26 protein-coding genes and 2 pseudogenes are annotated in these 24,165 nt (G+C 59.2%); 17 read left to right on the top strand and 11 right to left on the bottom strand.

Annotation, left to right across the window (positions count from 1 at the left end; all coding sequences use genetic code 11):
* Window positions 1-9: 9 nt before the first annotated feature.
* The 3 genes and pseudogenes from GV819_RS07760 to GV819_RS07750 all read right to left on the bottom strand — a co-directional run bounded on the left by GV819_RS07760 (window position 10) and on the right by GV819_RS07750 (window position 3,217).
* Entirely contained in the window at window positions 10-1,575 is a 1,566-nt protein-coding gene (locus GV819_RS07760; protein ID WP_161755148.1) for an EAL domain-containing protein, read from the bottom strand.
* Window positions 1,576-1,983: 408 nt separating this feature from the next.
* Window positions 1,984-2,285, bottom strand: a pseudogene (locus GV819_RS07755) (IS5/IS1182 family transposase); the annotation flags it as partial.
* A gap of 140 nt (window positions 2,286-2,425) precedes the next feature.
* Window positions 2,426-3,217, bottom strand: coding sequence for a response regulator transcription factor (locus GV819_RS07750; RefSeq protein ID WP_161755146.1), 792 nt, complete (start codon window positions 3,215-3,217; stop codon window positions 2,426-2,428).
* Window positions 3,218-3,355: 138 nt separating this feature from the next.
* Here GV819_RS07750 and GV819_RS07745 point away from each other — a divergent pair, with 138 nt between their 5' ends.
* Window positions 3,356-4,459 carry a polyamine ABC transporter substrate-binding protein gene (locus GV819_RS07745; RefSeq protein WP_161755144.1) on the top strand — a complete coding sequence of 368 codons (1,104 nt, stop codon included), beginning with the start codon at window positions 3,356-3,358 and terminating at the stop codon, window positions 4,457-4,459.
* Window positions 4,460-4,623: 164 nt separating this feature from the next.
* Window positions 4,624-5,517 (top strand): type VI secretion system tip protein TssI/VgrG, encoded by an 894-nt coding sequence (gene tssI / locus GV819_RS07740; RefSeq protein WP_161755296.1) that lies wholly within the window; start codon window positions 4,624-4,626, stop codon window positions 5,515-5,517.
* A 7-nt stretch (window positions 5,518-5,524) separates the two neighbouring features.
* Here the strand turns inward: tssI and GV819_RS07735 are convergent, their stop codons facing one another.
* Window positions 5,525-5,962, bottom strand: a complete 438-nt coding sequence (locus tag GV819_RS07735; RefSeq protein ID WP_161755142.1) for a hypothetical protein — start codon at window positions 5,960-5,962, stop codon at window positions 5,525-5,527.
* A gap of 120 nt (window positions 5,963-6,082) precedes the next feature.
* Between GV819_RS07735 and GV819_RS07730 the strand changes: the two genes are divergently transcribed.
* Window positions 6,083-6,706, top strand: a complete 624-nt coding sequence (locus GV819_RS07730) for a class I SAM-dependent methyltransferase (RefSeq protein WP_161755140.1) — start codon at window positions 6,083-6,085, stop codon at window positions 6,704-6,706.
* 36 nt (window positions 6,707-6,742) lie between these two features.
* Here the strand turns inward: GV819_RS07730 and GV819_RS07725 are convergent, their stop codons facing one another.
* The 3 genes from GV819_RS07725 to GV819_RS07715 all read right to left on the bottom strand — a co-directional run bounded on the left by GV819_RS07725 (window position 6,743) and on the right by GV819_RS07715 (window position 7,989).
* Window positions 6,743-7,189: a DUF6896 domain-containing protein gene (locus GV819_RS07725; protein WP_161755138.1), complete on the bottom strand. Its 447-nt coding sequence runs from the start codon at window positions 7,187-7,189 to the stop codon at window positions 6,743-6,745.
* Window positions 7,190-7,206: 17 nt separating this feature from the next.
* Window positions 7,207-7,635, bottom strand: coding sequence for a hypothetical protein (locus tag GV819_RS07720; protein ID WP_161755136.1), 429 nt, complete (start codon window positions 7,633-7,635; stop codon window positions 7,207-7,209).
* A gap of 69 nt (window positions 7,636-7,704) precedes the next feature.
* Window positions 7,705-7,989 (bottom strand): hypothetical protein, encoded by a 285-nt coding sequence (locus GV819_RS07715; RefSeq protein WP_161755135.1) that lies wholly within the window; start codon window positions 7,987-7,989, stop codon window positions 7,705-7,707.
* Between the two features lie 119 nt (window positions 7,990-8,108).
* Here GV819_RS07715 and GV819_RS07710 point away from each other — a divergent pair, with 119 nt between their 5' ends.
* On the top strand, window positions 8,109-8,546 hold the full coding sequence (locus tag GV819_RS07710) for a hypothetical protein (protein WP_161755132.1): 438 nt from the start codon (window positions 8,109-8,111) through the stop codon (window positions 8,544-8,546).
* Window positions 8,547-8,611: 65 nt separating this feature from the next.
* Entirely contained in the window at window positions 8,612-9,208 is a 597-nt protein-coding gene (locus tag GV819_RS07705; RefSeq protein ID WP_161755130.1) for a hypothetical protein, read from the top strand.
* A 189-nt stretch (window positions 9,209-9,397) separates the two neighbouring features.
* Here GV819_RS07705 and GV819_RS07700 read toward each other — a convergent pair whose 3' ends face one another.
* The 3 genes from GV819_RS07700 to GV819_RS07690 form a co-directional block, all read right to left on the bottom strand.
* Window positions 9,398-10,036, bottom strand: a complete 639-nt coding sequence (locus GV819_RS07700) for a helix-turn-helix domain-containing protein (protein ID WP_161755128.1) — start codon at window positions 10,034-10,036, stop codon at window positions 9,398-9,400.
* On the bottom strand, window positions 10,033-10,365 hold the full coding sequence (locus GV819_RS07695) for a type II toxin-antitoxin system HigB family toxin (RefSeq protein WP_161755126.1): 333 nt from the start codon (window positions 10,363-10,365) through the stop codon (window positions 10,033-10,035). Before GV819_RS07695 ends, GV819_RS07700 begins: the two co-directional genes overlap by 4 nt.
* A gap of 449 nt (window positions 10,366-10,814) precedes the next feature.
* Entirely contained in the window at window positions 10,815-10,991 is a 177-nt protein-coding gene (locus GV819_RS07690; protein ID WP_161755124.1) for a hypothetical protein, read from the bottom strand.
* Between the two features lie 112 nt (window positions 10,992-11,103).
* Between GV819_RS07690 and GV819_RS07685 the strand changes: the two genes are divergently transcribed.
* Together GV819_RS07685 and GV819_RS07680 are read left to right on the top strand one after the other, a co-directional pair.
* Window positions 11,104-11,526, top strand: coding sequence for a hypothetical protein (locus tag GV819_RS07685; RefSeq protein ID WP_161755122.1), 423 nt, complete (start codon window positions 11,104-11,106; stop codon window positions 11,524-11,526).
* Between the two features lie 170 nt (window positions 11,527-11,696).
* A complete protein-coding gene (locus GV819_RS07680; protein ID WP_161755120.1) occupies window positions 11,697-12,302 on the top strand; it encodes a hypothetical protein in 606 nt (201 codons plus the stop codon).
* A gap of 257 nt (window positions 12,303-12,559) precedes the next feature.
* Here GV819_RS07680 and GV819_RS07675 read toward each other — a convergent pair.
* Window positions 12,560-12,807, bottom strand: a pseudogene (locus GV819_RS07675) (short-chain dehydrogenase).
* 981 nt (window positions 12,808-13,788) lie between these two features.
* Here GV819_RS07675 and GV819_RS33685 point away from each other — a divergent pair.
* From GV819_RS33685 to GV819_RS07625, 10 genes are all read left to right on the top strand, one after another.
* Window positions 13,789-14,400, top strand: coding sequence for a transposase (locus GV819_RS33685; RefSeq protein WP_178124718.1), 612 nt, complete (start codon window positions 13,789-13,791; stop codon window positions 14,398-14,400).
* 86 nt (window positions 14,401-14,486) lie between these two features.
* Window positions 14,487-16,115 (top strand): ShlB/FhaC/HecB family hemolysin secretion/activation protein, encoded by a 1,629-nt coding sequence (locus GV819_RS07665; protein WP_178125954.1) that lies wholly within the window; start codon window positions 14,487-14,489, stop codon window positions 16,113-16,115.
* A gap of 25 nt (window positions 16,116-16,140) precedes the next feature.
* Window positions 16,141-17,958 (top strand): DUF2341 domain-containing protein, encoded by a 1,818-nt coding sequence (locus GV819_RS07660; protein ID WP_161755118.1) that lies wholly within the window; start codon window positions 16,141-16,143, stop codon window positions 17,956-17,958.
* An 11-nt stretch (window positions 17,959-17,969) separates the two neighbouring features.
* On the top strand, window positions 17,970-18,395 hold the full coding sequence (locus GV819_RS07655) for an ExbD/TolR family protein (protein WP_161755116.1): 426 nt from the start codon (window positions 17,970-17,972) through the stop codon (window positions 18,393-18,395).
* Window positions 18,396-18,398: 3 nt separating this feature from the next.
* The gene (locus GV819_RS07650; RefSeq protein ID WP_161755114.1) at window positions 18,399-19,115 is read left to right on the top strand and encodes an energy transducer TonB family protein; all 717 of its coding nucleotides are present in this window, start codon (window positions 18,399-18,401) and stop codon (window positions 19,113-19,115) included.
* A gap of 39 nt (window positions 19,116-19,154) precedes the next feature.
* Complete coding sequence (locus GV819_RS07645) at window positions 19,155-20,858, top strand: putative porin (protein ID WP_161755112.1); 1,704 nt, start codon at window positions 19,155-19,157, stop codon at window positions 20,856-20,858.
* 19 nt (window positions 20,859-20,877) lie between these two features.
* On the top strand, window positions 20,878-21,522 hold the full coding sequence (locus GV819_RS07640; RefSeq protein ID WP_161755110.1) for a DNA repair protein: 645 nt from the start codon (window positions 20,878-20,880) through the stop codon (window positions 21,520-21,522).
* Window positions 21,523-21,545: 23 nt separating this feature from the next.
* A complete protein-coding gene (locus tag GV819_RS07635; protein WP_161755108.1) occupies window positions 21,546-22,067 on the top strand; it encodes a YbjN domain-containing protein in 522 nt (173 codons plus the stop codon).
* Window positions 22,064-23,020, top strand: coding sequence for a peptidylprolyl isomerase (locus GV819_RS07630; protein WP_161755106.1), 957 nt, complete (start codon window positions 22,064-22,066; stop codon window positions 23,018-23,020). Before GV819_RS07635 ends, GV819_RS07630 begins: the two co-directional genes overlap by 4 nt.
* Before the next feature lie 127 nt (window positions 23,021-23,147).
* The gene (locus tag GV819_RS07625; RefSeq protein ID WP_161755104.1) at window positions 23,148-24,125 is read left to right on the top strand and encodes a LysR family transcriptional regulator; all 978 of its coding nucleotides are present in this window, start codon (window positions 23,148-23,150) and stop codon (window positions 24,123-24,125) included.
* Window positions 24,126-24,165: the final 40 nt, after the last annotated feature.

Here is a 24,165-nt window from a genome sequence, read left to right as displayed (position 1 = left end):
CGATGGCAGTTATTTGGAAGCAGCTCTATCACGCTCATCTCCACGTAAAATGCTAACGAAAGCATCCCCTGACACCGGGCGTCCAAACAAATAGCCCTGAAGAAACTCCACGCCATGTTCGGCCAAATAGTCTCGTTGCTGTTTGGTTTCGACGCCTTCGGCAACCACGCGCAAATCCAGCTTGGCCGATAGTTCGATGATGCTGTCGAGTATGTGCCGGGACAGGGCATCGACACCGATCATCGCCACGAAGCTTTTATCGATCTTCAAGTAGTCAACGTTGAGGTTACGCAAGTAGCTGAGGCTGGAGTGACCGGTGCCGAAGTCGTCAATGGCGATCATCACACCCAGTTCATGCAGTTCCTGGAACAGCTTGTGGGTCACCTCGGTGGGCTCGATCAGCTCGCGTTCAGTCAGCTCCAGCACCAGCGTTACATGCCCCGGGGGAAAGGCCCCGAGGAACTCTCGGCAGTCCTGTAGCAAATCCATGTCCTGGCAATGGCGCGCCGTGATGTTCACTGCGATATGAAACCCCGGTTTGAGCAACCGAGTGTGAGAAGCCAGCAGCGAAGCGGTCTGGCGCAGTAGCGAGCGGGTCATAAGCACAATCAGCCCACAGTCCTCCGCCAGGGGAATGAACAAGTCCGGGCGCACCAGGCCTTCCTTTGGATGCTGCCAGCGCATGAGCACCTCGGCGCCAGCCCACTCAGCGTTGTCGCTGCGCACCACCGGTTGCAAGTAAGGGATGAACTCGTTGGCCTCGAGGGCCCGCTGCAACTCGTGAGTCGGCGCTGATGAACGCTTTTGCAACCGGTGCCCGATGCCGGCTGCCAGTAAGCCGAAAAATACCAGCAGGCAGAACAGAGCGGGGTAGTGCGAGATCATGTAACGCCATACTTCGCCCTCGGGCATGCTGGCCTGGATGCTATAGGGGTAGCGGGTGGACGCCCGACGATTGGGGGCGACGGCCGGCGCCGGTACAGCGGTTTGCTGGACTTGGCCGTCTACCGACAGCCAGTTACGCCCTACCTGCAGTATCAGGGGTCTATCGCGGCTTATCAGGCGCAACGCATTGGTCAGGTGGTAGCCGTTGACTCTGGTCAGTGCACTCTGCTCGCCGAGGCTGACCCGATAGATCAACACCGATCTGTCAGTTGTCGCCTGTTTGCTGTTGAGTAACCACAGTTGGCCATCAACGTAATTGGAGGGATTGAGTTCTACCACGCGATCGCTGCCAAACAGCGAGCTGCAGTAGTTGCTGTTGCGCCATACCAGATTGCTCGAGCGCACGAAGGGCTGGCGAGTTACCAGTTCGCGCAATATCAGCCGGGTGGGGGCATCGCATGCATGACCTGCCAGCGGCAGGATCTGGTGGGCGACATGGGCGGCGTTATCCAGCATGAGGTCCAGCTCACGCACGGCCTCTTGCGTCGTCTTGTCGGTAATTTTCTCAAGCGTCAGCTCGGCCTGCATATACAAAATCACGCTGCCCAGCAGGATGGGTAGAAGACCGGAAACTAACACGACCCAATAGCGATGCTGGCGTTTTTGCAGGGAGTTAAGATTCAGTGGCATCGACGCAACCTTTTACAAGCAACGACGAACGTGCGTGTCAAATAATCGCAGTGCTTGTAAAGGCGGTTCAAAGGCCGGTTTGCATGAGGGCCATGGTAGGTAGCCCTCTGGAAACATGCTTGTTGGAAAGCACTTCATATCTGCTGTTACTGGCGTCCAGCTGCTCATAATCTTCTGCCTAACATTCCATGGCCTCTAGCTGGGCCTGTTACTGACCGGTGGGTAAAACACTCACAGATAGGGCCTGAGTAGTCAATGAATCACTGCTGCTTTTGTAGAAGTGCAATGGCTGCTTCTGGCCGACCCTGTTGAAAAAAAACGGTCACGCTAAGAGGGTGTAGACAAAATCAAGCCGTCAGTCGACGTGTGAGTGTACGTGCCTCGGCCAACCACACCCATGCGCAGGCCCCAATGAGGAAACTCGAGCGGCAGCATGCGCCATGAGCACCCCCGTTCAGTATCAGTCAAGCAGCTGGGGTATCGTTGCTCCGGCAACTGGCGTCGGTGGGTTGCGTTGTAGCCATGGGAGTTGCGAGGTTCGGGGGGCATAACGCTGCCCGTGGCGCGTTGTTTTATACGTGTAATCCCCGCCAGCTTCAGGCTTCTGCAAATGTGTGGTGATGAGCGGTGATACCCGTTTCAGCGTGGAATGCATCCGCTAATTCGGCTTGGCTGGAGAAAGGATGAGCCTGTACAAGCTTGACGAGCATTGGTTGCCGCTCTGCGCCAATCAGGGGCGGGCGTCCGGTTCAGGGCATGACTTCAAGGCTGTGTAGGCAGCAGGAGTGGCAAGTTTAGTTTGTTGTGTCTAAACCCTCTTGGAGGTTATCTCCAGACGAAAGCGTGCATTTCAACTTGGAGAGAAAACATCCCGTTTTGGCATGAAAAATCGGGCAAATAATTCGGACTGCGACTTGATGTTCAATTTTGCGTAAATATTGCGGCGATGAACTTTTATCGTTTCTGCCGAGAGGGAAAGTTTTCCTGCTATCTCCTTGTTGGAGAAGCCACTAAGCAACAATCTGAGTACGTCACTTTCGCGCGTTGTTATTTGTGTGCCGAACTGGCTAATCGTTTCTGGGCATAGCGATGGTCCGGCGAGACTTTTCTCTACGTCAATCTCAAAACTCATGCGCTGATGCATTAATGCAGTGACCCATGGCTTGATAATATCAAGCATTGTAATTTGTTCTTGATTGAAGTGGGCGTTGCTGCCAATGGAGACGCACAAGGTTCTATTGGCGTCGAGTTGAACGTTATACTGCACCTCGTCGGCCGAAATATATTGTGCAAAGTATTTATGATAATACTCGGTTTCAAGAAAGTACTCAGGCGCAATATCAAGCAGGTGAAAGAAGCCGCTCTGTGGGTTTTCTCGATTGGCTATATAAAATGGGTCGAGTAGATAAAGACCCTTCACATAGAGATGAATGAACGCATCTACCTCTTCGGCATCTGCTATTTCGGGAAGGCTGACAACTTGTACGTGTTGGTTGCTAAAGATTAATACAACCCAGTTATCGATCTGTACATATTCATTTAGTGTGCGAATAAGTGAACTCCAGAATTCTGGACGGTTCAACTGCATGATCAGCTTCCCAATCGATCGGTGCCAAGCCAGGCTATGAAGGTCGAGTGGCATTTTCTACCCCTTTAGGGTTAGGGATTCGTAGGTCAGAGGTAAGTAATCGTAGGTATTTACTATTGGGTAATGCCCGGTATATTCGCTGTCAGGGTTTACGATGGCCATGAGGGCGTGTCGTCTTGACAAGGATGTTGCATGAGAAAGTCTCATTTGCGAACCATTTTTTCGGTCGCGTTTCTCTGTGCCGGAATAAGCACATCAGCGGCGGCGGTAGAGCCTGGGATGTACCTGTATAACTGGTTCGGGCTTATCGCACCGCAGACCCCAAAGGAGTTCGAAAAGGAAACCGGCACCAGAATTCATATGGATGCCTTCGACAGCGCCGAAATCATGCAGAGCAAGGTAATGGCTGGGCGCACGGGGTATGACGTGGTTGTGGCGACCTCCAATGTGTTGCCAAGCCTGATTCAGGCGGGCGTGCTTCAGCCGTTGGATCCTGATCAGCTGAGCAATTTTTCACACATCGATCCTGATATCTTGTCCCAGCTCGCGGTCAACGATCCTGGTAATCGCTACGCTGTGCCCTATTTATGGGGCACTACCGGGATTGGCTATGACGTTGACAAAGTCAAAGCGGCATTGGGTGATAACGCTCCGGTCAATAGCTGGGACTTGATCTTCAAAGAAGAGAACATCAGCAAGCTGCAGTCCTGTGGTGTGGCAATGCTCGACTCGCCCAGCGAGATCATTTCGATTGCCTTGAATTATCTTGGGCTCCCTAGCAATAGCAAGAACCCGGATGATTACCAGAAAGCTCAAGCGCTGCTGTTGAAGATTCGTCCTTACATCCTTTATTTCGACTCGTCCAGAATCGACGCTGACTTGGCGGATGGCAATATCTGTGCCGTTGTGGGCTGGGCCAATGGTGCCCTCGCTGCGCAGTCCATCAACGAAAAGTCCAACACGGGACGCAAGATTACCTACAGCCTTCCTCGCGAAGGTGCGCTGGTCTGGTCGGAGAATCTGGTTCTGCTAAAAGACGCCCCCCACCCCAAGGAAGGTATGGCGTTTATCAACTACATGTTGCGGCCGGAGGTTATTGCCAAAACCTCAAATCACACGCTGTATCCTAATGCTAATAAAGATGCCACTGAGTTTGTTGAGCAGAAGTTGCGCGAAAACCCTTGGATCTACCCAGACAAGGAAACTGTCGCGACCTTGGTTCCGCTTGAGCCGCTGCCATTGAAGCTGGAAAGGATTCGCACGCGGGTCTGGACTAAGGTGAAGAGCAGTATCTGATCTGGCTTGACTCTTCGCTTGCTGTTTCATGCGCTTTTTAGTGCGTGTTAACTCATTGTTTAAAACACTCGGTGAAATGTACTCGCTTTGCGGAAGATGATCTTTTCCGCAAGGCGGTATGCGACAGCGTCCGTTCAACAGGTTATGCAAGAAGAGAACAGTGGATGTTAAGCCCAGCCAATCAGACCCACTTCAGTTTGACCATCGACGGTTTCGAACATGACTTTCAAGTGCTCGCATTCAGCGGGGAAGAGTCGATCAGCAAGCCTTACTTCTTCAACGTGGAGCTTGTTGGGCAACGGCCGGACCTGGATCTGCAACGCCTCTTCGATGCGCAGGCATTCCTGGCTTTGGATGCACAGGGCAATGGCATTCATGGGCGCATCTATCACATTGCCCAAGGCAGTAACGCTCAGGGTTTGACGCATTACAACCTGGCCCTGGTTCCGCATCTGTCCTACTTGCGCCACCGCATCAATCAGAGAATCTACCAGCAGTTCTCGGTGCCGAAAATCGTCGCCTTGATCCTTGAAGAACATGGGATTCTGGGCGACGCCTACCGATTTGAGCTGGGCTCGACCTACCCTGCGCGCGACTACTGCACCCAGTACGATGAAACCGATTTGCACTTTGTTCAGCGCTTGTGCGAAGAGGAGGGGATTCACTTCCACTTCCAGCACAGCGCTCAAGGCCACGTACTGGTCTTTGGCGATGACCAGGCGGCTTATCGCAACCGTTTCCCATCGCTTGCGCTGGACCCTTGCGATCTCCCGCCTTTGGTTCACCAGAAGCCTCGGGCGCCAGACAACCAGACGGCGCTGGTCATCGCGCTGGAAGACCAGGCGAGCCCGTGTGATCGACGCCTCAAAAGGGTCAAGGTCAAGTTTCCCTGGGATCGCGAAGGTCGGTTTGACGACAAGAGCAGCTGCTGGCTGGAGGGCGCGGCCAATTGGCGTTGTGAACTGACGCCACTGCGACCCGGCGTGGAGGTCAGGGTCGCCTTTCTTGAAAGCGACCCCGATCAACCGCTGATCAGTGGTTGCCTGTGTTGCAGCTAAATGCCCCTTATGGGCAGATGTTCCTGGCGGCGAATGTCTCGCCAGTGATCCTGATGGACGCCTCTTTTGAGCAGACGCTGGTGATGCTGTTGATCACCACTTTAAGAACGCTTGAATTTGGGAACAGCGAAAAGAACAGCTCGAAATACAGGTAGTCCTGGACCAAGCACGCCGCGAGGTCGCAATGGTCTTGCAAGAGCGTGCTGAAACTGGGGTAGCCCAGCGCTGCGAGCTCCGGAATGTCGACATAGCCTTGGGCGATATCGTCGGTTTTGCATTCGGCAATAAAAGTTTCTGCGCACTCCACAAAGCGTGGTGGCAGGTCGCTGTGGTTGACGCACAGCTCATAGGGCGTTGCAGGGATCGACAGCGCCTCGCTGAAGCCCAGGCTGCGATAGCCGACGGTTCGTGGGTCGATGAGTTGGCCGGCTGAGGTGAATTTCATGCTGCTGTTCCGGGGTTCGCGGGTGATCAAATAGGGGCTCTGATCCATGAAACCGTATCAGAGCTCTGTCAGTATCCGTGGCGCTCAATGAGTCCATGGTCATCAACGAAGGTTCAAGGAATGCAATCGCGAGATCCAGGCCGGCCATCAGGTTGGGGAGCTTACTACGCGCACCACAGAGAGCGGCCGATATCATCGCTTCTAGGTGCGGCGCTCGAGAGGCTGAGCCCTCAGGTGAACTGGCGGCAGGCCATTGATCTGGGCTGTGGCAGCGGCAATGAAACCCGCGCCCTACTGGCGGCGGGTTGGGATGTGGTGGCGATTGACCAGGAGCTCGCGGCAATTGAAATGGTCAGCGCCATCCGCGCGGACTTCCCGGGCGTCTGCTTGGAAACCCGCGCGCAACAGTTTGAAAGCCTCGCGATATTGCCGGCCGCCTCGTTGATTCACGCGGGCATGTCGATACCCTTTTGTCATCCGCAGCATTTCGAGAAATTCTGGGCCCAGGTCAGGGCTGCTCTGCTGCCGGGAGGCCTCTTCGTTGGGCAACTGTTCGGCAACCGGGATGATTGGGCGGGCGACCCGTCGAGAACCTTTCATTCCGAGTCACAGGCCCGTGGTTTGTTGCAGGGGCTCGATCTGATCCGCTTCGAGGCGCATGAATACGATGGCCCCAGCCTGCGTGGCACCAAGCATTGGCACCGCTTTGAGGTGATCGCCCAACGGCCGGCGCCCCACGCCTGAACCGACAGTGCGTGGAGCGCTAGGTCGGTATGCGCTTCAGGCTGAAGGTATGTGGCCATCGACCCGGTTGCGTGGCCGGGACTCAGCCGCCACGACGTAGTAAAGGATGTAGCCCGAATACACCAAAGCCCCGGCTGCCACTTCATGCTCAAAGCATTGCTTGAGTTCATCCTCATCGGTAAAACCGTACTGCGCGAGCCGGTTCTTGGCAAAGCCGGCGAGCCTGGACAGGGTGACGCCGTCGATCTCTCCCTGCTCGCCAAAGTCGAAGCTCACCGTTGCCGTTGGCAGGTGAACGGCGCAGCCATAGCCGTGCTTGAAGTAACGAATGCCGCCAGTCAGCTGCCCTTGCTCTGGAATATCGAGCCCCGCCCAGTCGCTGTTGCTGGCAGGAAGGGGGATGGCGCATTGTTGCATCAACTCGACGGCGCAGCGGACGCTGGCCTGGTAGTCGCACACAAGCTGGGCGAGGCGTGGGTTCATGGGGATGGGCGTCGTGGTCAAAGGGGCGGGGAGCCTGTTTGCTGTAACACGTTCAAGGACTCACTCTCCTCAACTTGCTCCAGGCGCCCGCGGCCATGGTAGTTCAGAAAGTCCCGCATCGGTGCGGTCAGGGTTTCCTGCGATGCAATGCGCCAGAACCGGGTATCCCCCAGCAGCGGTTGAACGCGCTTGATCAGTTCCTGCACCGCGTTGTGGTGCCCGGTGTGCAGCCAATGCCTGAACAGTTGCTCGTTGTCCTGCCGGGGTAGCTGCGCGGCCTGGAGCAGTACCAGCGTGTACCGGAAGTTAAGGGGCCATAGGCGCTTGAGGAAATCGATTCGCTCGGGAGTGGGCAGGCTTAGCAGCCATTTGCGCGCCTGTTTGTCTGCCTCGGCAGTGCCGGTTCTATTGGCCAGTTGTTCGGGGGTGAAGTGAGTGTCATCCATGATTTTCAATCGTCAGCGAAGCCTGGAAGGGACTGTAGTGTGTTCGATGTGATGCGCGAACAAGTTGCTCTATTTTTTTACATCATCCTGAAGGTAGACCTGGGAGCCTGTGGGAATGCGTTCCTTGTTGATCATGGCGGGTAGAGAGAAGGGGATATGGTTCAGGGTACGTGTGCTCCTGACTGACACAAAATATTCAATATGTGTGTGAATATGCTCGCCTTGTGGTGTGCAGATAAGCAAAGGCGCTCCGCTTTTTAGTTCGTGCGCAAAATCATGTGGAACACCGGGAACGAGCACGCAACCTTGACCCGTTATGCTGAAGACGTCTTCAACTGCAAAAAGAAATTGCATCAGGTGCGCCTTGATTGATCAGTTTTTCAATGTGGCCTGACTCTATCTTTTTAGGGAGAGCGCTTCCAACTACTTAATGCGTTACTCAGGTTTGAAGTATCTGGATTTGGAGCTTGAAAATGGGGTTCTCCACCACTGTCTGGGAATGGTACGGGCAGGATGAGTACAAGCGGGTGCTGGCGGTGGGAGAGGCCATCGATGCCCTTGGGTTCCTGGCACTGGATGCCGGCGCTCAGCAGGCCAGCATTCCTGATTGCGCCGCCTGTGAGGCCTGGTCCATGGCGATGTTGCCGTTGCAGGCGCTGCTGGCAACGTGTGCGAGTGCCTTGCCGGGTGAAGTCCGGGCTGGGGTACAAAACCTCTGGGACCTATGTAATGGCTTGTCCGAGGCGGCCTTTCATTGTGGTGACCGGGAGATCTTCGGGCATGGGCAGTGGCAGTCGCTGCGGGAGGCTGCCAGGCAGTTGTTGGGGTTGATGGAGGAGCAGCAGTTGCGACCCTTTCTGGAGGAGCTGATGGTGGACTGTCGACGTGCGCTCTATGGATTGAAGTCTTGACGCGCGTAGTTGTCAGAGACGCTCAACGACTGCGGCACAACCTGTGACTGAGTGGAAAGAGACGGATGTTCAACGAGCTGATTTTTACCTGTGAAGCACCTGCAAAAGAGGACGCCTATGCCGGTGGCGGGGCCTGCCTGCCCGACGATCTGGCTTGGCCCTGTGCACCGGACGGCGCGCTGTTGACACACTTACTGGCCTTTCCTGGGCACTGGTTTTCAGCAGCCTTGATCGACAGGGACTATTGGGTCTCGGTGTTTGTGCCTTACCTGCCGGGTGAGGTCGGCCACTATCGAAAGCTGCGGTCCATTAGCGGTAGTTCGCAAGCGATTGTCGTTGGCTATGTTCGAGCCAGTAGCGAGCGGAACGAGGCTGCCCAGCAGATTTCAGATCGCGGGGCGGTGTGGCTGGGGCTGAACTGCGACGCAGACGATGATGAGAACCTGGCCTCCAAGCTGGATGGCGTGGACGCTTGGTTGCAGTCGCCTGTTGCATCTGCGTCAGGACGCAGGCGGGTCGCTATTTATGGGGGCGACCTGGATCTGGCGCTTGCGCGTCACAAGGGCATGCTTTCGGACGGCATGGGTTATCTGTTTCTGGATGAGGACTTTTCACAGAGAACCGGCGCGGGGATTGGCCGGTTCTTTTTGCAGTTGGGGTAGGGCGATACCGCACTATCGAAAGCGGCGGCAAGGCTAGAGGCATTTGCTCAAGAGGCATTCGGCTTGGGTACGGAACCCAAGGTTGATGATCCAGCTGGTGCTGAGCAGTTGTACCGACGCTAATGCGCTGCAATTAGATAGCCAGGGTCTTTGGTCGAGCGGATGGTCAGAAAGGCAGGATGGACATGCCTATCCCTTGGCCGGAGCTTTACCCAAGGGGCTGCGGCGCTTGGAAGCTACCAGTTTGGATTCACCAGCGTCGGCACCTTTCTCTGGGAGCACGTTCCAGGAGATATTGCGAACGCGGTACTGAGCTGGCGTTTTTTTGGCCTTGGGCCGAACGGTTTCGAGAGTTGCTGCCTTTTCTGAGGCTGGCGACACGAAAGCACTGGGCTCCATCGAAAACCGCTCCGCCAGCGCGTATGCCATCTTGTGACTGATGGGCCGACTCCCACTGAGCACCTTGGACACTGCTGTTTTATCGCCAATTTCAGGGAAGTCAGAGCCTGTGAGCCCGAGCGTCTCCATCAGATCCCTGATCAACTGGACAGGGGTGCAGGTCGCCTCAAAAGCAGCGTTCGATTCGCGAAACTGCTCGGAGTGGCGCTGGTAGGCCAGAATTTCATCCTCGAGTTCGGCAAGAATTTTTTCTTCGACCTTGCTCAGTTCGCGCCCGTCAGTGAGCTCATCAAGCAGGTCGGTCGCACGCTCATAGTCGGCAGGGGTCTTGATGCCGTGCACAAACTCACCGCGCAAGCGCTCCAGTACCGCGTGCAGCTCGCCTAGCGTTGCGATCACGGTTTGAAGTTGGTTCCGGGCTGTGCTCATCGTTTTACCCCTTTGTTTCGTGCATACCAGGCGTTGGCAAGGTCGTAGTCGGCATGGGTGTAGATGTGTTTGACGTAGAACTTCTGCCGGGCGTAGTTGACTCCGCCGATCACCCTGAGATTGTTGCCGCCTACGTCGATCACGACCCAATTCGCTGCGGCTCTGGGTTTGAACAAGTCGATCCCTTGTGTACCGAAAAGCTTTTGCAGGTCCGCGAATCCATTCGGGCGTGCCATCCTCAAAATCCGCAGGCAACGATCAAGCCCGGCCTTGTCGTTCGGGTACAAAATCGCAGCGTCGGCAAAACGTGATGGCGTGAGAATGTCCATAGGCTTCCCTGTCATTGAGCCAATGCTACTCTGGTTGTGTTTTTTGACAACTACGGTTTGTCGGCAGCCTGGGATTTAATGGTTCCACCTTGCGGGGGGTATTCCCCAGCAGGTTACGACTGTCGCGCAGAGGGATTTCTGCGACCTTGGCGATGTGCTGCTGGTTGGTGTTGTCAGCATTTTCCGGTGCGCGAGAGGCGCTTGAAACGCGGGTTGGCGAACCGAGAGAGACTATGGGCGTTGGGTCCCGGAGGGGACAAGTCAGACACGTCTGCAAGTTTTGTAGGATTGCGTTATGGGGCTTGGCGGTTTGAGAACTGGTCAGTTTTCTGGGACATATCCGTTGCTGCGCTCATGGCGACTTGGAAGTCGTGCATATTGCGAGTTGGATGGTAGGGAAAGGGGCAGGGGCCGTTCCACTGGGACTGTCATAATTTCCTCTTGGTGCATTAGAAGAACAAGGCGCACTGCGTATCCTGCGCCTGCAAACGCAGAATCAGGCCCGAGGTGAATTCAATCACCAGGTGATGATCCGCAGGGAAGTAGTTCGAGAGGTAGAAGGTCTTGGCGGCGGCGCCGGCTTCCACCACGCCTATGGCATGCACTTGGAAGGTGTATGGAAACAATGAAGTACAAGGCCGCATAAGCCCTGAGGGTTTTGTAAGATACGAGAAAATAGTAGATAGCCCCGTGTTTATTAATGAGATCCTGGCTAACTCGCCAAAATAGAGGGCAACCATGAAAATAAACAACATCATCATCCCCGGAGTATCCATTGGGGGAGTATCGATTGGCGAGCAGATAGATAACATAGCCAAAACAATATTAAAGAGCGAACACCTTCTTGAAAAAACACCGAATGCATTAATCATAATTAATGGATTAATAACCGCATACCATGACAGCGAAGGTATAATTTCGGCAGTATCATGCAATGAAAAATTCCAAGGGAAGTACATGGATAAATTATGGCCTGGAATCACCGTTTCAGAGGTGCTGGCCAACTCAAAAGCACAAATGGCGTGGTCAGGTTTTGTTCAGGTAGACCAGCTTCGCGGAGTTGGGCTATCTCTTCCCGAAGAGCTTGACGACTTTGAAAGTCTCAGCGACATCCTTGATCCTGATTATGTATTTAATGAACTATGGGTATATGGGTTTTGACTTCCATTCCAGTTGCTAACTCTCCCAGATTGTCAAAGGTTACTGAAATAAATCAATGTCTAACCTTGGCGTCCTTTGATTGATACATGAATCGCCCCAGTTTAGTAGATGCCATGAGTGACTCCTTTTGGCCGTATTTACATATACCTTCCAACAGCAAAGGACGCTTAATGAGAGCCCCGCTACTCGCCCTGACCCTCGCAGCTCTATTGAGCGCATGCGCCATCCCCTACCAAACCCCGGAAGCCCGCGCCAGTATTGAGCGCGATCTGAAGCTCAGCGCAGACGAAATCGTCACTATCACCGAAACCAACTGGTGCTTGTTTCCCTATGGTGATTTGCAAGTGTGCAGACCCAAACAAGGCTTGGGTGTGCTGACCAAGAGCAAGCTAGTGCTGGCCTTCTATAAGGGCGGCATCTACCAGCAGGCTGAAGTAATCAACGCCAGCGATGTGCAGTGTGCCCACCTGCAAAGTGGCAGCACCGCAGCCGATACCTTCTACCTATTCAGTGAACGTTGGGCCGCCATGCTGGCGCCAATTACCGTGGGAGGTGCCTTGGCCCTCGACAAGAAAGCCCAGTTCCTGAGCGTGCTAGTGCCGCCAAACACTGAGAGTTTCACGGCTGCGCAAGGAAATTTCATTCAGGTCACCGATCGTAAGAATTACTCGGCTGTGGCGGTACCAGGTACCAAAATTTATGTAGGAACCAGCGAGAGTATTCACCAGATTTTTAATCCGTGTACGCAGGGAAAAAATCGCTCAGCCGCATCCTAAGCCCTGACCTGACCTGACCTTTCGAATGAAACAGTCCCGGCAGCAATTGAAGCGCAAGTAGTTCAATGCAGGCCCGATGCGCCGGGTCTGTGGAGAGCCGACAGTTACAGACACAATAAATAAGAAGGGCTGTATTGGGTCGATTGCAGTCAATTTTAAAAGACCTCTCGCCCCCAAAAAACATATCCCCCGACCCCATAAGAAATGCTCCGCGCCACCAAGCAGCGCGGAGCGCCCAGGAGTCAGGCTTGAAGCCGCTAGCCCATAACCCCCAACAGGTCGCAACTGTCACGCAACAGAATCGCCGCTGCGTTGGGGATATGTTGCAGATCGGTATCGTCAGCACTCTTCAGCTCTGCGCGGGAGAGGCTTTCCAGCAGTTGAGTCACGGCCAGTAAACGTGCGGCACCGTTGGCATGCAGCACGTCGAGGGGGCGTTCTTGTCGATAAAGAGGCTGGGAATCAGGCAGTCGATGTCGGTGATGGGGATGTATTGCTGAGTTATGGAAACCTCCGCTTGTGGGTAAGGGAGCTGTCCTGTCGTCGCCAGTCGAATAGGTGGCAGCTATACGCGGGTTGGCGAGCCGACTCATCCCACAATAATCGGCAGATCCGAGGATCTCCCGCGTAAAGCCGCCATGAAAGATCGCCGTGAACATAAGGGTTCAGCGGCAATAGTTGCAAGCGGGACTGCCTGTGGGTGAGTAGCCAAGTCGCCAAACCCGGTCGCCGTTTGGGCGAGTGGGGACTATGGGCGTTGGGTCTTGGGGGGACAAGTCAGACGCGTCTGTAAGTTTTGTAGGATTGCGGAGGGGGACTTGGCGGCCTGCGAGCCGGCCAGTTTTACTCGGCGGTTGGGGTACATATCCGGTGCTGCGGTAACGGCAGCTGGCGGTTTCGCCCTTACGGCGAGTCCCTTTTTACAAACGCCTAAAAAGGAACCAAAAACGCTTGCCCTCCATGGGCCCCTCGCTGGGGCTCGGCGTTCCCTCACTCCGGCGCCGCTCCGGGGTCCCGCCGCCACAGGCCATCCATGGCCTGGGGCGGCTAGCTCGGCATCCTTGCCGAGCTGCCCCCTACGCAACGCCTGCGCTCGGCCGGCTGGGAAGGGGCCTGAAGATCAAGATCAAAAGCCAGAGCCAGAGCCGCGGCAAGCGGCGCGCCCGTCCGGGCGGCGCTTTTTTCTGTCTTGTTAAAGCAATCAGTTTCTCCTCCCGTAGGAGCCGGCTTGCCGGCGAAGAGGACGGTCTGGTCGTGCGCGGAATAAACATAGTTCAGCGCTGCCCTGGCGCAGGTCTTCGCCGGCAAGCCGGCTCCTACGAGGTTTCTGCAGGTCGTGGTTTGTCCTTCCGTTGGCCTTTGTGAATGAAGCTTTTATGACAAAAGTTCGGTAGCACATGGCCACGCAAGTCTTGGGTATGTAACGCGCTTGAGGGGGCCGCAAGGCCACTTTTTTAAGCCGAGGCGGGACGCCGGGAGTGAGGCTATGGGGACTATGGAACGCTACTCGAAAGTGGGCATGCAGGAGCTGGATCAACGGCTGTCGAAGATTGTCGAGGCCGCGCGCAAGAAGCCGGTGTCGGTCTATCGCTATGGCGCGCCGTGGGTCTGGATTGTCTCCCAGGATGACTGGCAGGGCGCGTCCAAGGAGGTGGCGAGTTATATCCCGCCAGGCCATTCGCTGGTGCTGCTGCGCCCGCAGATCGAGGACCTGCTGGATCAGCATCGGCAACTGTTCCTGGCCCTCAACGCCGAGCCGGGGATGCTGATTGCACCACGCACGGTGATGCACATTCTGTTGCTGCAGTTGCTGTATTCGGTGCCCAGCGAGCAGCAGTTGTATGAGCAGCTCAGCTACAACCTGCTGTTCCGCTGGTTCGTCGGCCTGGACCTGAATCAGAAGGTCTGGAGTTTCAATGTCCTCAGTCGCGAGATCGCCACGCTGTTGAACAATCCGCGGGCGGTGCAGTTGATCCAGAAAATCATCGGTGAAGTGTTCTGCGGCGCCTTGCTGCAAATGCCGGAGTTCTCGCTGAACTTCGCGCTTCTGCACACCTGGCTGGCCCGCCACGAAACCACCTCGACAGCCAGTCATTGAGTCGGCCAAACGCCGTGAAGTCGGCGACGGTCCAGGGCGCGTGGGCGCCAATCTTCAGTCATCTAGGGGGCGGTGTGGAGCATCTGTTGAATTCAGGATGGCCGGGCAGTAGCGGGCGTTGGTGGCCGTTGTGCGGCTGGTTGACCCTGTTGGCGCTGGTGCCGGCGGTGCAGGCCGAAGAGGGCGCACCGGTGGCGGCCGAGGCTACTCAGGCGGCGCCGGCGCGGTTGGTGGACGTCAATGAGTATTTTGTGCGCGGCAATACCGTGCTCGATGCGCGGGCCATCGAGGAGGCGGTGTATCCGTTCCTGGGGCCGCAGAAGGCCTTGGGGGATATCGAGGGCGCGCGTGATGCGCTGCAGAAGGTCTATCAGGCCCGCGGCTATCAGTCGGTGTTCGTCGAGTTGCCGGAACAGAAGGTCGAGGACGGCATCGTCTATTTGCAGGTCAGTGAAACCAAGGTCGGCCGGGTGCGGGTGGTGGGTGCCAAACATTATTCGCCTGTGGAGATCCGCGACCAGGTACCGGCGCTGAAAGAAGGCCAGGTGCCGGATTTCGCCACGGTGCAGAACCAGTTGTCCGGGCTCAATCGCAGTGCCGGGCGCCAGGTGATGCCGCTGGTGCGCGAGGGCCAGCGGCCGGGAACCATGGATGTGGATCTGCAGGTGGAGGACCAAAGCCCCTGGCACGCCAGCATCGGCTTGAACAACGACTACAGCGCCGACACCGAGAAGCTGCGCACAGTGGCGACGGTGGGTTACGACAACCTTTGGCAGTTGGGCCACAGCATTTCCCTGACCTATTTCACCGCGCCCCAGGACACCGACAACGCCAAGGTCTGGTCCGGTTCCTACACCGCGCCCCTGAGCGATCGCTGGGCTCTGCAGTTCTCCGGCTACCAGTCCGACAGCAACATCGCCACCATCGGCGGCAGCAACGTGCTGGGCAAGGGTCATTCCTACGGGGTGTCGGCGATCTACACCTTGCCTGCGGCCCGCAACTGGGCCAACTCGCTGTCGGTGGGGGTGGACTTCAAGGACTTCGACGAAGAGATGCGCTTTGGCCGCAGCAGCGACCAGATTCCGCTGAAGTACGCGCCGCTGACCTTTGGCTACAACGGCTACCGCTACAGCGAGAAAGCTCAGTTGGGCCTGGGCCTGAACCTGATCGTCGGCACCCGGCGCTTCTTCGGCTACGGCAGCGACGCCAAGGAGTTCCAGTACAAGCGCGACGAGGCCAATGCCAGTTTCTCGGTGCTCAAGGGCGACCTGAATTTCACCTACACCTTCGCCAACGCCTGGCAGTCGGCGTCCAAGGGGGCGTTCCAGCTGGCTTCGGGGCCGCTGGTGTCCAACGAGCAGTATTCCGCCGGTGGCGCTACCTCGGTACGCGGCTACCTGGCCGCCGAGCGCACGGGTGATGAGGGTTACCTGCTGTCCCAGGAGTTGCGCACGCCGTCCCTGGCCAAGTTTCTCGGCAGTTATGTGCAGGAGTGGCGTTTCTACGCTTTTGCCGAAGGTGCGCGCATGCGCCTGCACGAACCGATGGTGGAGCAGGAAGACCAGTACAGCCTGGCCAGCGTTGGCCTGGGTACCCGCGCCAGCTTGAGCAAGTGGCTGTCCGGCAGCCTGGACTGGGGTTACCCGCTGCTGGACGGACCCAATACCCAGAAATACGACCCGCGCGTGCACTTCAGTGTGCAGGCGACGTTCTGACGCCTTTTTTCGGAGAACCCTTCACATGCAACGCTTATTCCTGAGCCTGTTGATCTGCCTGGGCTTCGTGCTCCCGGCCACGGCCCATGCCTGGTGGCAGGACGACTGGCATTACCGCAAACAGATCTCGGTGGACACCACCCCGCAAGGCGCGGCGATCAACGAAGCCCTGGGCCGCACCGCGCTGCTGGTGCGCCTGCACACCGGCAACTTCACCTTTGACGGGGTCAAGGACGACGGCGCCGACCTGCGCTTTGTCGCCGCCGATGACAAGACCGTGCTCAACCACCAGATCGAAAGCTTCGACCCGCTGATGGGCATGGCGCTGATCTGGGTCGATGTGCCCAAGGTCGAAGGCGGCCAGCGCCAGGACATCTGGATGTACTACGGCAACCAGAAGGCCCCGGGCACCAGCAATGGTCAAGTGACCTTTGACCCCGGCTACACCGCGATCTATCACTTCGACGGCAGCAACGGCACGCCGGCCAAGGACACCACCGCCTACGGCAACACTGCACAGAACGCCACCGGCGCGGCCATCGACGGGGTGATCGGCCGGGCCCTGCAGTTCAGCGGCCAGCCGCTGCTGCTGCCGGCCAGCCCGTCGTTGCAGCACAACGCCGGCGGCGCCTTCACCTTCAGCGCCTGGGTGCGCCTGGATCAGGCCAGCGGCGAGCAGCTGATCCTGGCCCGTCGTGAAGGCGCCGGCAGCCTGCTGCTGGGGATCAACCAGGGCATGCCGTTCGTTGAAGTGGACGGTCAGCGTGCGGTGTCGAGCCAACCGCTGAACCCGGGACAATGGCAGCACCTGGCCCTGAGCGGCGAGGGCAGCAAGCTGGCGCTGTACGTCAATGGCCGGGAAACCGCGACCCTGGCCCAGGCCATTCCTGGCTTCAATTCGGTGCTGGCCATCGGTGCCGACCTGCCGCCGGCGGCGGGGGCCGAGGCCAGCCCGTTCCTGCCGTTCACCGGGGCCCTGGATGAGCTGCGCCTGTCCAAGGTTGCACGTCCGGCGGCGTTGATCCTGGCGGATGCCAGCGCCCAGGGCGCGGAGTCGAAGCTGGTGGTCTACGGCGTCGATGAGGAGCAGTCGGGCTTCGGTTTCGGCAGCCTGGGATTCCTGCTCAAGGCGGTGCCGGTGGACGCCTGGGTGATCATCCTGGTGCTGGTGGGGATGATGGTCCAGTCGTGGATCATCATGCTGCGCAAAAACCGCATGGTCAGCCGGGTCAGCGCTGCCAATCAGGTATTTCGCGAGCAGTTCGCCAAGGTCGGCACGCGCCTGGAAATGTTCGCTGACGATCAGGCCCTGGCCCAGCGCCTGGAGCATTCCTCGCTGTGGCGCCTGTACCAGGTGGCGGTCAAGGAGATCCGCACCCGCCGCGAACAGGGCGCCGATACCTCGTCGGTGTCGGCGGCGACCATCGAGGCCATCCGCTGCTCCATGGACGGCGTGCGCACCCGGGAAAACCAGCAGTTGAGCGCCAAGCTCTCGACCCTGTCCAACGCCATCGCCGGCGGCCCCTACATCGGCCTGCTGGGCACGGTGCTGGGGATCATGGTGGTGTTCCTTGGCACCGCGATGGCCGGTGACGTCAACATCAACGCCATCGCCCCGGGCATGGCCGCGGCCTTGCTGGCCACCGCCATGGGCCTGTTCGTCGCGATCCCGGCGCTGTTTGGCTACAACCGCCTGATTACCCGCAACAAGGAAGTGGGCGCCGACATGCGGGTGTTCGTCGATGAGTTCATCACGCGTCTGGCGGAGCTGCATGGCGAGAGCCAGCACAGCGAAGCCGCGCACTGGCGGGTGGCTCACAGCAACGCGTCGGTTCCGGCCTGAGGAGAACTGCCATGGCTTCTGTGAATGCGTCCCACGATGACGAAGACGACGCGGCCGTCGACAGCATCAACATTACGCCCCTGGTGGACGTGCTGATGGTGGTGCTGGTGATGTTCATCCTCACCGCCACTGCCCAGGTCTCGGGCATCCAGATCCACCTGCCCAAGGCCAGCGCCTCGGTGTCGTTGTCGGAGGCCAAGACCAAGGCGATTTCAGTCAACGACGGCGGCCAAGTGTTCCTAGATGCCTACCCGGTGACCCTCGGCGAGCTGGAGGAGCGCCTGCGTATCGAGAAGGCGCAGAACCCGGACTTCCCGGTCATCGTCCGCGGCGATGCCACGGTGCAGTACCAGAAGGTCATCGAAGTCCTCGACCTGTTGCGCCGCCTGGAGTTGTCCCAGGTTGGCCTGGTCACCGGCAAACCGAGCCAGGGCTGAGTCATGACCGCACAACAACCAATCCAGCTACCGCCGGTGCAGCGCAAGCCAGACCTCGTGCGCCTGTTGAAGTGGGGCGCCGGGCTGCTGCTCGGCGCCGTCGCCGCCTGGCTGCTGTGGCAGTGGGCCAATGACATGGCCGGGGTGCGTCGGGAAGCGCCGAAGGTGCCGACCATCATCCCGTTGCCGCCACTACCGCCTCCGCCACCACCGCCGCCGGAAAAACCCAAAGAACCGGAGCCGGTGGAGGAAAAGATCCCGGAACCCGAACCTACGCCGACTCCGGAGGAGGTCAAGCCCGAGGACGAGGCGCCGCCTTCGCCGGCGGATGACCTGGCCAACCCGATGCAGATCGACGGTGACGCGCAGTCTGGCAACGACGGCTTCAACGTCGGCGCCGGCAAGGGCGGCGGCATGGCCGGCGCCGGTGGTGGCGGCCTGGGCACTGGGACCTACAAGCAGTACCTGGCCGCGATGTTCCAGAAGGCCCTGCGCGAAGACCCGGAGTTGCGCAAGAAAGCCTATGCGGTGCAGGCCGATCTGTGGCTCGGCGCCGAGGGCCAGGTGACCCGCGCCGAGCTGGTGAATTCCAGCGGCGATGCCCAGACCGATGAGCAGGTGCTGGCCGCGTTGCGCGCCACGCCGCGCTTGAAGGAACGGGTCCCGGCTTCCCTGACCCTGCCAGTGCGCCTGTCCCTGAAGGGCCGGCGTCCGGATTGATCGAACCTCTTTTGCAGTTTCTACAGGAGTTGTGTGCAGATGATTTCCACCGTGAATCGATTGACCCTGGCGCTCGGCCTGGTCGCCCTGACCCTGGCCGGCTCGGCCGTGGCCGCTGCGGCCGCGCCCTCGGAGAACGCCACGATCAACCTGATCCGTCTGTTGGTGCAGCAGGGGGTATTGAAGCAGGAGCAGGCCGATGGCCTGATCGCCCAGGCCGAGAAGGAGGCCCAGCAGGCCCGTCAGGCCAGTGCCGCCACCGCTGTGGCGGCCACCGGGCCCGCCGCAGCGCCGGGGGACGTGCGGGTGCAGTACGTGCCGGCCATCGTCCGTGACCAGATCCGCGACCAGGTCAAGGCCGAGGTCATGGCCACCGCCAAGCAGGAAAACTGGGCCCAGCCCAACACCTTCCCGGATTGGGTGTCGCGCATCAGCTTCGATGGCGATATCCGCCTGCGCAGCGAGTCGCGGTTCTTTTCCGACAACAACAACAACCAGATCACCGACTACGCCAAGCTCAATGACAGCGGGCCCTACGACGTCAACAAGAACACCAACAGCAAGCTGCCGCCGCTGCTCAACACCCGTGAGGACCGCGACAACCTGTTTCGCCTGCGGGCACGCCTGGGCATGAAGGCGATCATCGCTCCGGAATGGACCGCCGGCATCCGCATCGGCACCGGTTCGGACAACAACCCGGTGTCCACCACCCAGACCCTGGGTGGCGGTTTTGGCAAGAAGGACATCTGGCTCGACCAGGGCTACCTGACCTGGAAGGCCACCCCGGACTTGACCCTGACCGGCGGCCGTTTTGCCAACCCGTTCTATTCCACCGACATGATGTATTCCAACGACCTGAATTTCGACGGCGTGGCGGCGATCTTCAACCACAAGCTCAACAGCGACTGGGGCCTGTTCGGCACGCTCGGGGTGTTCCCGGTGGAGTACACCAACGACACCGCCAGCAGCAACGGCTGGGACAAGGAAGAGAGCGACACCAAGTGGCTGTTCGGCGGGCAGATCGGCGCCAACTGGAAGATCAACCGCAGCAACAGCCTCAAGGGTGCGGTGGCCTACTACCGCTTCGACGACATCGAGGGCCAGCGCTCCAGCCCTTGCTCGCCATGGGCCGGGGACCCGGGCTGCGACACCGACACCAGCCGTGTGGCGTTCATGCAAAAAGGCAACAGCGTGTTCCTGCTGCGCGACATCACCCCCAACCCGGCCACGCCGGGCCTGACCCCGCAGCCGCAGTTTGTCGGCCTGGCCTCGAAGTTCGACGTGCTCGACCTCAACCTGGCCTGGGACACCGAACTGCCGGATGACTTGAAGCTGCGCAGCCAGGGCAACTTCATCCATAACCTGGCCTACGACAAGGGCGAAATGCTCAAGCGCAGCGAGGGGCAGATCGTCAACAACATCAACCGCAATGGCCAGTTCGAAAGTGGCGGTAATGCGCTGCTGGTGCAGTTCACCCTGGGCAACGCGCTGGAGATGAAGAAGACCGGCGACTGGAACCTGCTGGCTGGCTACAAGTACATCCAGCCGGACGCCTTGCCGGACGGCTTCAACGACTCTTCGTTCCACCTCGGTGGGACCAACGCCAAAGGTTATTTCATCGGCGGCAACTACGGCATCGACAAGAACATCTACGCCAGCGCCCGTTACTTGAGCGCTTCAGAAGTCTATGGCGCGCCGTTCGAGGTCGACGTCATGCAGCTTGAACTCAACACGCGTTTCTAAAGCGCAGGGAGATGACGGTATGAACACCCGAGCGAGGGCAGGGGCCATCTGGTTGCTGGCCTGGGGCGTGCTGACTGCCGGCCAGGCCTCGGCCGAAGGCATGGAGGAGCGCCTGCGCACCCAGTTGCGCAGCACCACCCAGCAGTTGCAGGCGTTGCAGAGCGAACAGGCCCAGGCCAGCGCGGCGCGGATTGCTGCGGAAAACTCGGCCAAGGACGCCCAGGCGCAGATCAAGCAACTGAGCGCCGAACTGGCCAAGACCCGGGGCGTGGCCGAGCAACTGGTGGGCCAGCAGCAGACGCTGCAAAGCCAGGCCCAGGCCCAGGCCGCCGCCAATGGTGAGCAACTGGGCAAGTTCAAGAAGGCCTACGACGAGTTGCTGGTGCTGGCCCGAGGCAAGGAAGCCGAGCGGGCCAAATTGCAGGTGCAATTGGCCGAACGTGACACACAAGTGCAGCAATGTGCAGTCAAGAATCAACAGATGTACGGCATCGCCAAGGAGATTCTCACGGCCTACGAAAAAATCGACGTGGCCGAGGTGGTGAAAATCCGCCAGCCGTTCGCCGGCAGCGCCCGGGTCAAGTTCGAGGAACTGGCCCAGGGCTTTGGCGATGACCTCTACCAGACCCAGTTTGACGCGCGCAGCGCAGCGCAAGCCCATTGATTGACCACAAGGAAGATTGCTTCATGACGCAGACCATCTTGATCGACAGCGTGACCATCGACAGCCTCACCGAGCTGCTGCAAGGCGCCGGTTACCGAGTCAACCAGACCGAGCAGAACGGCATCGTGCAATTGCTCAGCGCCAGCCAGGGCATCGGCTACGCGGTGCGTTTCGGTAACCCGACGGCCGAGCCGGGCCACTATGTGGACTTTACCTTCAGCTGCGCGCTGCGGGTCCAGGGCGAATTGCCCGGCGGTTTGGCGGAACTGTGGAACGCCTCGCGACGCTTTGCCCGGCTGTCGCTGCAGGGCGAGTTCCTGGTGATGGAGATGGACGTGGTGGTGGCCGGGGTGGGTGAGACCCACCTGCGTGGCAACCTGGAGCTCTGGGACCGTTTGCTCCAGGAGTTCATCGTCTATCTGCGCGAATACAGCCAGCAGGCTGCGCAGTTGCGCGCCCAGGCCGAACAACCGCCGGAGCAGCAATCAGAGCTGCCACTCGACGCGGCCTCCGCCAACCCCCGTGAAGAGGCGGCGACCCTGTGAAAAAGCCAACCCTGGTGGTCGGCGCCGGGGCCTTGGCGCTGCTCGGGCTGGCGGTGGGCTTGAGCCTGCGCCCGGGCAACGATCCGGTGGCGGCCCAGCAACCGGCGCTGGCGGTGTTGCCACCGAGCGTGGCCAGCGGCCCGGCGGTGGCCCGCCTGGGCACCCAGCAGGTGGCGGTCGAGGAGCTGAAGGCGCTGTTTGCCGGCTTGCCCGAAGCGTCCCGCGAGCAGTTGCGGGGCAATCGCCCGGCCCTGGAAGCCTGGATTCGTTCACGCCTGGCGCAAAAGGCGGTGCTGGAACAGGCCGATGCCCAGGGCTGGGGCCAGCGTCCGCAAGTGCAGCAGCAGACTCGCGATGCGACCGAGCAGATTGTCTTTCGCGACTACTTGCAGTCGGTCAGCCAGGTGCCGGCGGATTACCCCAGTGCTGCGGAACTGCAACAGGCCTATGACAGTGGCAAGTCGGCCTGGCTGACCCCGCCGTTGTACCGGGTCAGCCAGATCTTCCTCGGTGTCGCTGATCCACAAGCCGCCGAGCAGGTGCGCCGGCAAGCCTTGGAACTGAGCCGCAGGGCCCAGGCGGCACCTGCAGAGTTCGCCGCCCTGGCCGCGCAATACTCCCAGGACCAGGACAGTGCCCAGCGCGGAGGGGATTCCGGCCTGCAACCGCTGCAGCAACTGGTGCCGGAAGTGCGCAACGCGGTCTCGCGACTCAAGGTCGGCGGGGTTTCGGAAGTGCTGCAGAGCGCAGCGGGTTTTCACATCCTCAAGCTCACGGCGCAACAACCGGCCCGGACCGCCAGCCTGGATGAGCTACGTGATCGCTTGACCGAGGCCCTGCGCGCGCAACGCCAGGAGCAGATTGCCAAGGCTTACCTGGAAGGCATGCTCAACACCGCGACCCTGAGCATCGACGGCGCGATGCTCAACCAGGTCCTGGAGGAAAAACTCTAACCGCAGCCGGCGCAGGCAGCCTTACGGGCTGCTTCGACGGCAAGCTAGCGCCTGCTGCGAAGGCAAACTTGCGCGGTTCACCGCCTGCAAGCCAAGGAAGCAACACCACCACGACAGGGAGTCACCCATGGCATTTCTCGAACCCGCTCCACTCCTAGTAGGCGCCGCCTACATCGCCCCCCAGGAACCCCGGGAAGCCTGGCTGACCCTGGCTGCCGGGATCGACCCGGAGGTTGCCCAGTATTTTCTGGTCAGCGCCCGCTGCGGCTGCTTCATGCAGGCGGCCCGCAGCCTGAACATCAAGGCCACGCTGTTGCGCAAGCAACTGGCGCTGTTGGAGGAGCACCTGCGGCGCTCACTGTTCTGCTATCAGGGGAATGCCTTGAGCCTGAGTCGCGAAGGCCTGCAGTTGCAGGCACAACTGATTGCCCTGGCCAACCAGCGGCGGTTGCCGGTGATCGAGCAACCCTTGATCCGCGTGGCCGTGGCGGAAACCATCCTCCACGACATCCTCGGCCGTGACTTGATCGCCCTGCTGCGGCGCAACGCCAGCGCCCGCCTGGAAATCATCTCCATCGACAGCGACCTGTCGTTGCAGGCCCTGAGTGCCGACCTGGTGTTGTGGCTGGCGGGGGAGGACTCGCCCGTGCCGGGCCCCAGTTTCGCCACGCGCGAGCCGGTGCCCCTGGCGCGCATCGACTATCTGCCGCACATCGCCAAGCGTTATTCCCGGGCCGCGGCGCGCCCCGACAGCCTCGACGACCTGACCGACTACATGCTGGTGCAGTGGCAGCATGACCGCCAGGTAGAGCCGTTCCGGCCGTGGAATGGGCTGGTGGAGCAGCGCCTGGCCGGGGTGGTGCACGTGCACTCCTATGAACTGATGCTGGAGATGATCCGTTGCAGCGCCTGCATCGGCCTGCTGCCGCGCTACATCAGCAGCTACGACCGTGGCCTGATTGCCTTGCCCGGGCTGTTCGCCGACAGCATGCAGCGCCGCGCCTGGCTGGCGGTGAACGCCCAGGTGCAACACGAAGCCGAAGTACAGCAACTGGCGGATCTGATCCTCAACACCTTCAGCGAACGCCAGGAGTGGTTTGTTTAAAGGAGGGGTTGCGGTCAGCTCAAAGGAAGATAAGCCGACA

The sequence above is a fragment of the Pseudomonas sp. Fl5BN2 genome (assembly GCF_009908205.1).
Lineage (GTDB): Bacteria > Pseudomonadota > Gammaproteobacteria > Pseudomonadales > Pseudomonadaceae > Aquipseudomonas.
This window is presented reverse-complemented; position numbering and strand designations above follow the sequence as displayed.

What these genes read in the sequence shown, in the direction of transcription:
- GV819_RS07705 (WP_161755130.1), top strand. Translation starts at nt 8,612, where the DNA reads ATGTTCAACGAGCTGATTTTTACCTGTGAAGCACCTGCAAAAGAGGAC.
- GV819_RS07750 (WP_161755146.1), bottom strand. Translation starts at nt 3,217, where the DNA reads ATGCCACTCGACCTTCATAGCCTGGCTTGGCACCGATCGATTGGGAAG.
- GV819_RS07710 (WP_161755132.1), top strand. Translation starts at nt 8,109, where the DNA reads ATGGGGTTCTCCACCACTGTCTGGGAATGGTACGGGCAGGATGAGTAC.
- GV819_RS07640 (WP_161755110.1), top strand. Translation starts at nt 20,878, where the DNA reads ATGAACACCCGAGCGAGGGCAGGGGCCATCTGGTTGCTGGCCTGGGGC.
- GV819_RS07685 (WP_161755122.1), top strand. Translation starts at nt 11,104, where the DNA reads ATGAAAATAAACAACATCATCATCCCCGGAGTATCCATTGGGGGAGTA.
- GV819_RS07695 (WP_161755126.1), bottom strand. Translation starts at nt 10,365, where the DNA reads ATGGACATTCTCACGCCATCACGTTTTGCCGACGCTGCGATTTTGTAC.
- GV819_RS07735 (WP_161755142.1), bottom strand. Translation starts at nt 5,962, where the DNA reads ATGAAATTCACCTCAGCCGGCCAACTCATCGACCCACGAACCGTCGGC.
- GV819_RS07625 (WP_161755104.1), top strand. Translation starts at nt 23,148, where the DNA reads ATGGCATTTCTCGAACCCGCTCCACTCCTAGTAGGCGCCGCCTACATC.
- GV819_RS07680 (WP_161755120.1), top strand. Translation starts at nt 11,697, where the DNA reads ATGAGAGCCCCGCTACTCGCCCTGACCCTCGCAGCTCTATTGAGCGCA.
- tssI (WP_161755296.1), top strand. Translation starts at nt 4,624, where the DNA reads ATGTTAAGCCCAGCCAATCAGACCCACTTCAGTTTGACCATCGACGGT.
- GV819_RS07760 (WP_161755148.1), bottom strand. Translation starts at nt 1,575, where the DNA reads ATGCCACTGAATCTTAACTCCCTGCAAAAACGCCAGCATCGCTATTGG.
- GV819_RS07700 (WP_161755128.1), bottom strand. Translation starts at nt 10,036, where the DNA reads ATGAGCACAGCCCGGAACCAACTTCAAACCGTGATCGCAACGCTAGGC.
- GV819_RS07635 (WP_161755108.1), top strand. Translation starts at nt 21,546, where the DNA reads ATGACGCAGACCATCTTGATCGACAGCGTGACCATCGACAGCCTCACC.
- GV819_RS07730 (WP_161755140.1), top strand. Translation starts at nt 6,083, where the DNA reads ATGCAATCGCGAGATCCAGGCCGGCCATCAGGTTGGGGAGCTTACTAC.
- GV819_RS07650 (WP_161755114.1), top strand. Translation starts at nt 18,399, where the DNA reads ATGACCGCACAACAACCAATCCAGCTACCGCCGGTGCAGCGCAAGCCA.
- GV819_RS07660 (WP_161755118.1), top strand. Translation starts at nt 16,141, where the DNA reads ATGCAACGCTTATTCCTGAGCCTGTTGATCTGCCTGGGCTTCGTGCTC.
- GV819_RS33685 (WP_178124718.1), top strand. Translation starts at nt 13,789, where the DNA reads ATGGGGACTATGGAACGCTACTCGAAAGTGGGCATGCAGGAGCTGGAT.
- GV819_RS07745 (WP_161755144.1), top strand. Translation starts at nt 3,356, where the DNA reads ATGAGAAAGTCTCATTTGCGAACCATTTTTTCGGTCGCGTTTCTCTGT.
- GV819_RS07645 (WP_161755112.1), top strand. Translation starts at nt 19,155, where the DNA reads ATGATTTCCACCGTGAATCGATTGACCCTGGCGCTCGGCCTGGTCGCC.
- GV819_RS07715 (WP_161755135.1), bottom strand. Translation starts at nt 7,989, where the DNA reads ATGCAATTTCTTTTTGCAGTTGAAGACGTCTTCAGCATAACGGGTCAA.
- GV819_RS07725 (WP_161755138.1), bottom strand. Translation starts at nt 7,189, where the DNA reads ATGAACCCACGCCTCGCCCAGCTTGTGTGCGACTACCAGGCCAGCGTC.
- GV819_RS07655 (WP_161755116.1), top strand. Translation starts at nt 17,970, where the DNA reads ATGGCTTCTGTGAATGCGTCCCACGATGACGAAGACGACGCGGCCGTC.
- GV819_RS07720 (WP_161755136.1), bottom strand. Translation starts at nt 7,635, where the DNA reads ATGGATGACACTCACTTCACCCCCGAACAACTGGCCAATAGAACCGGC.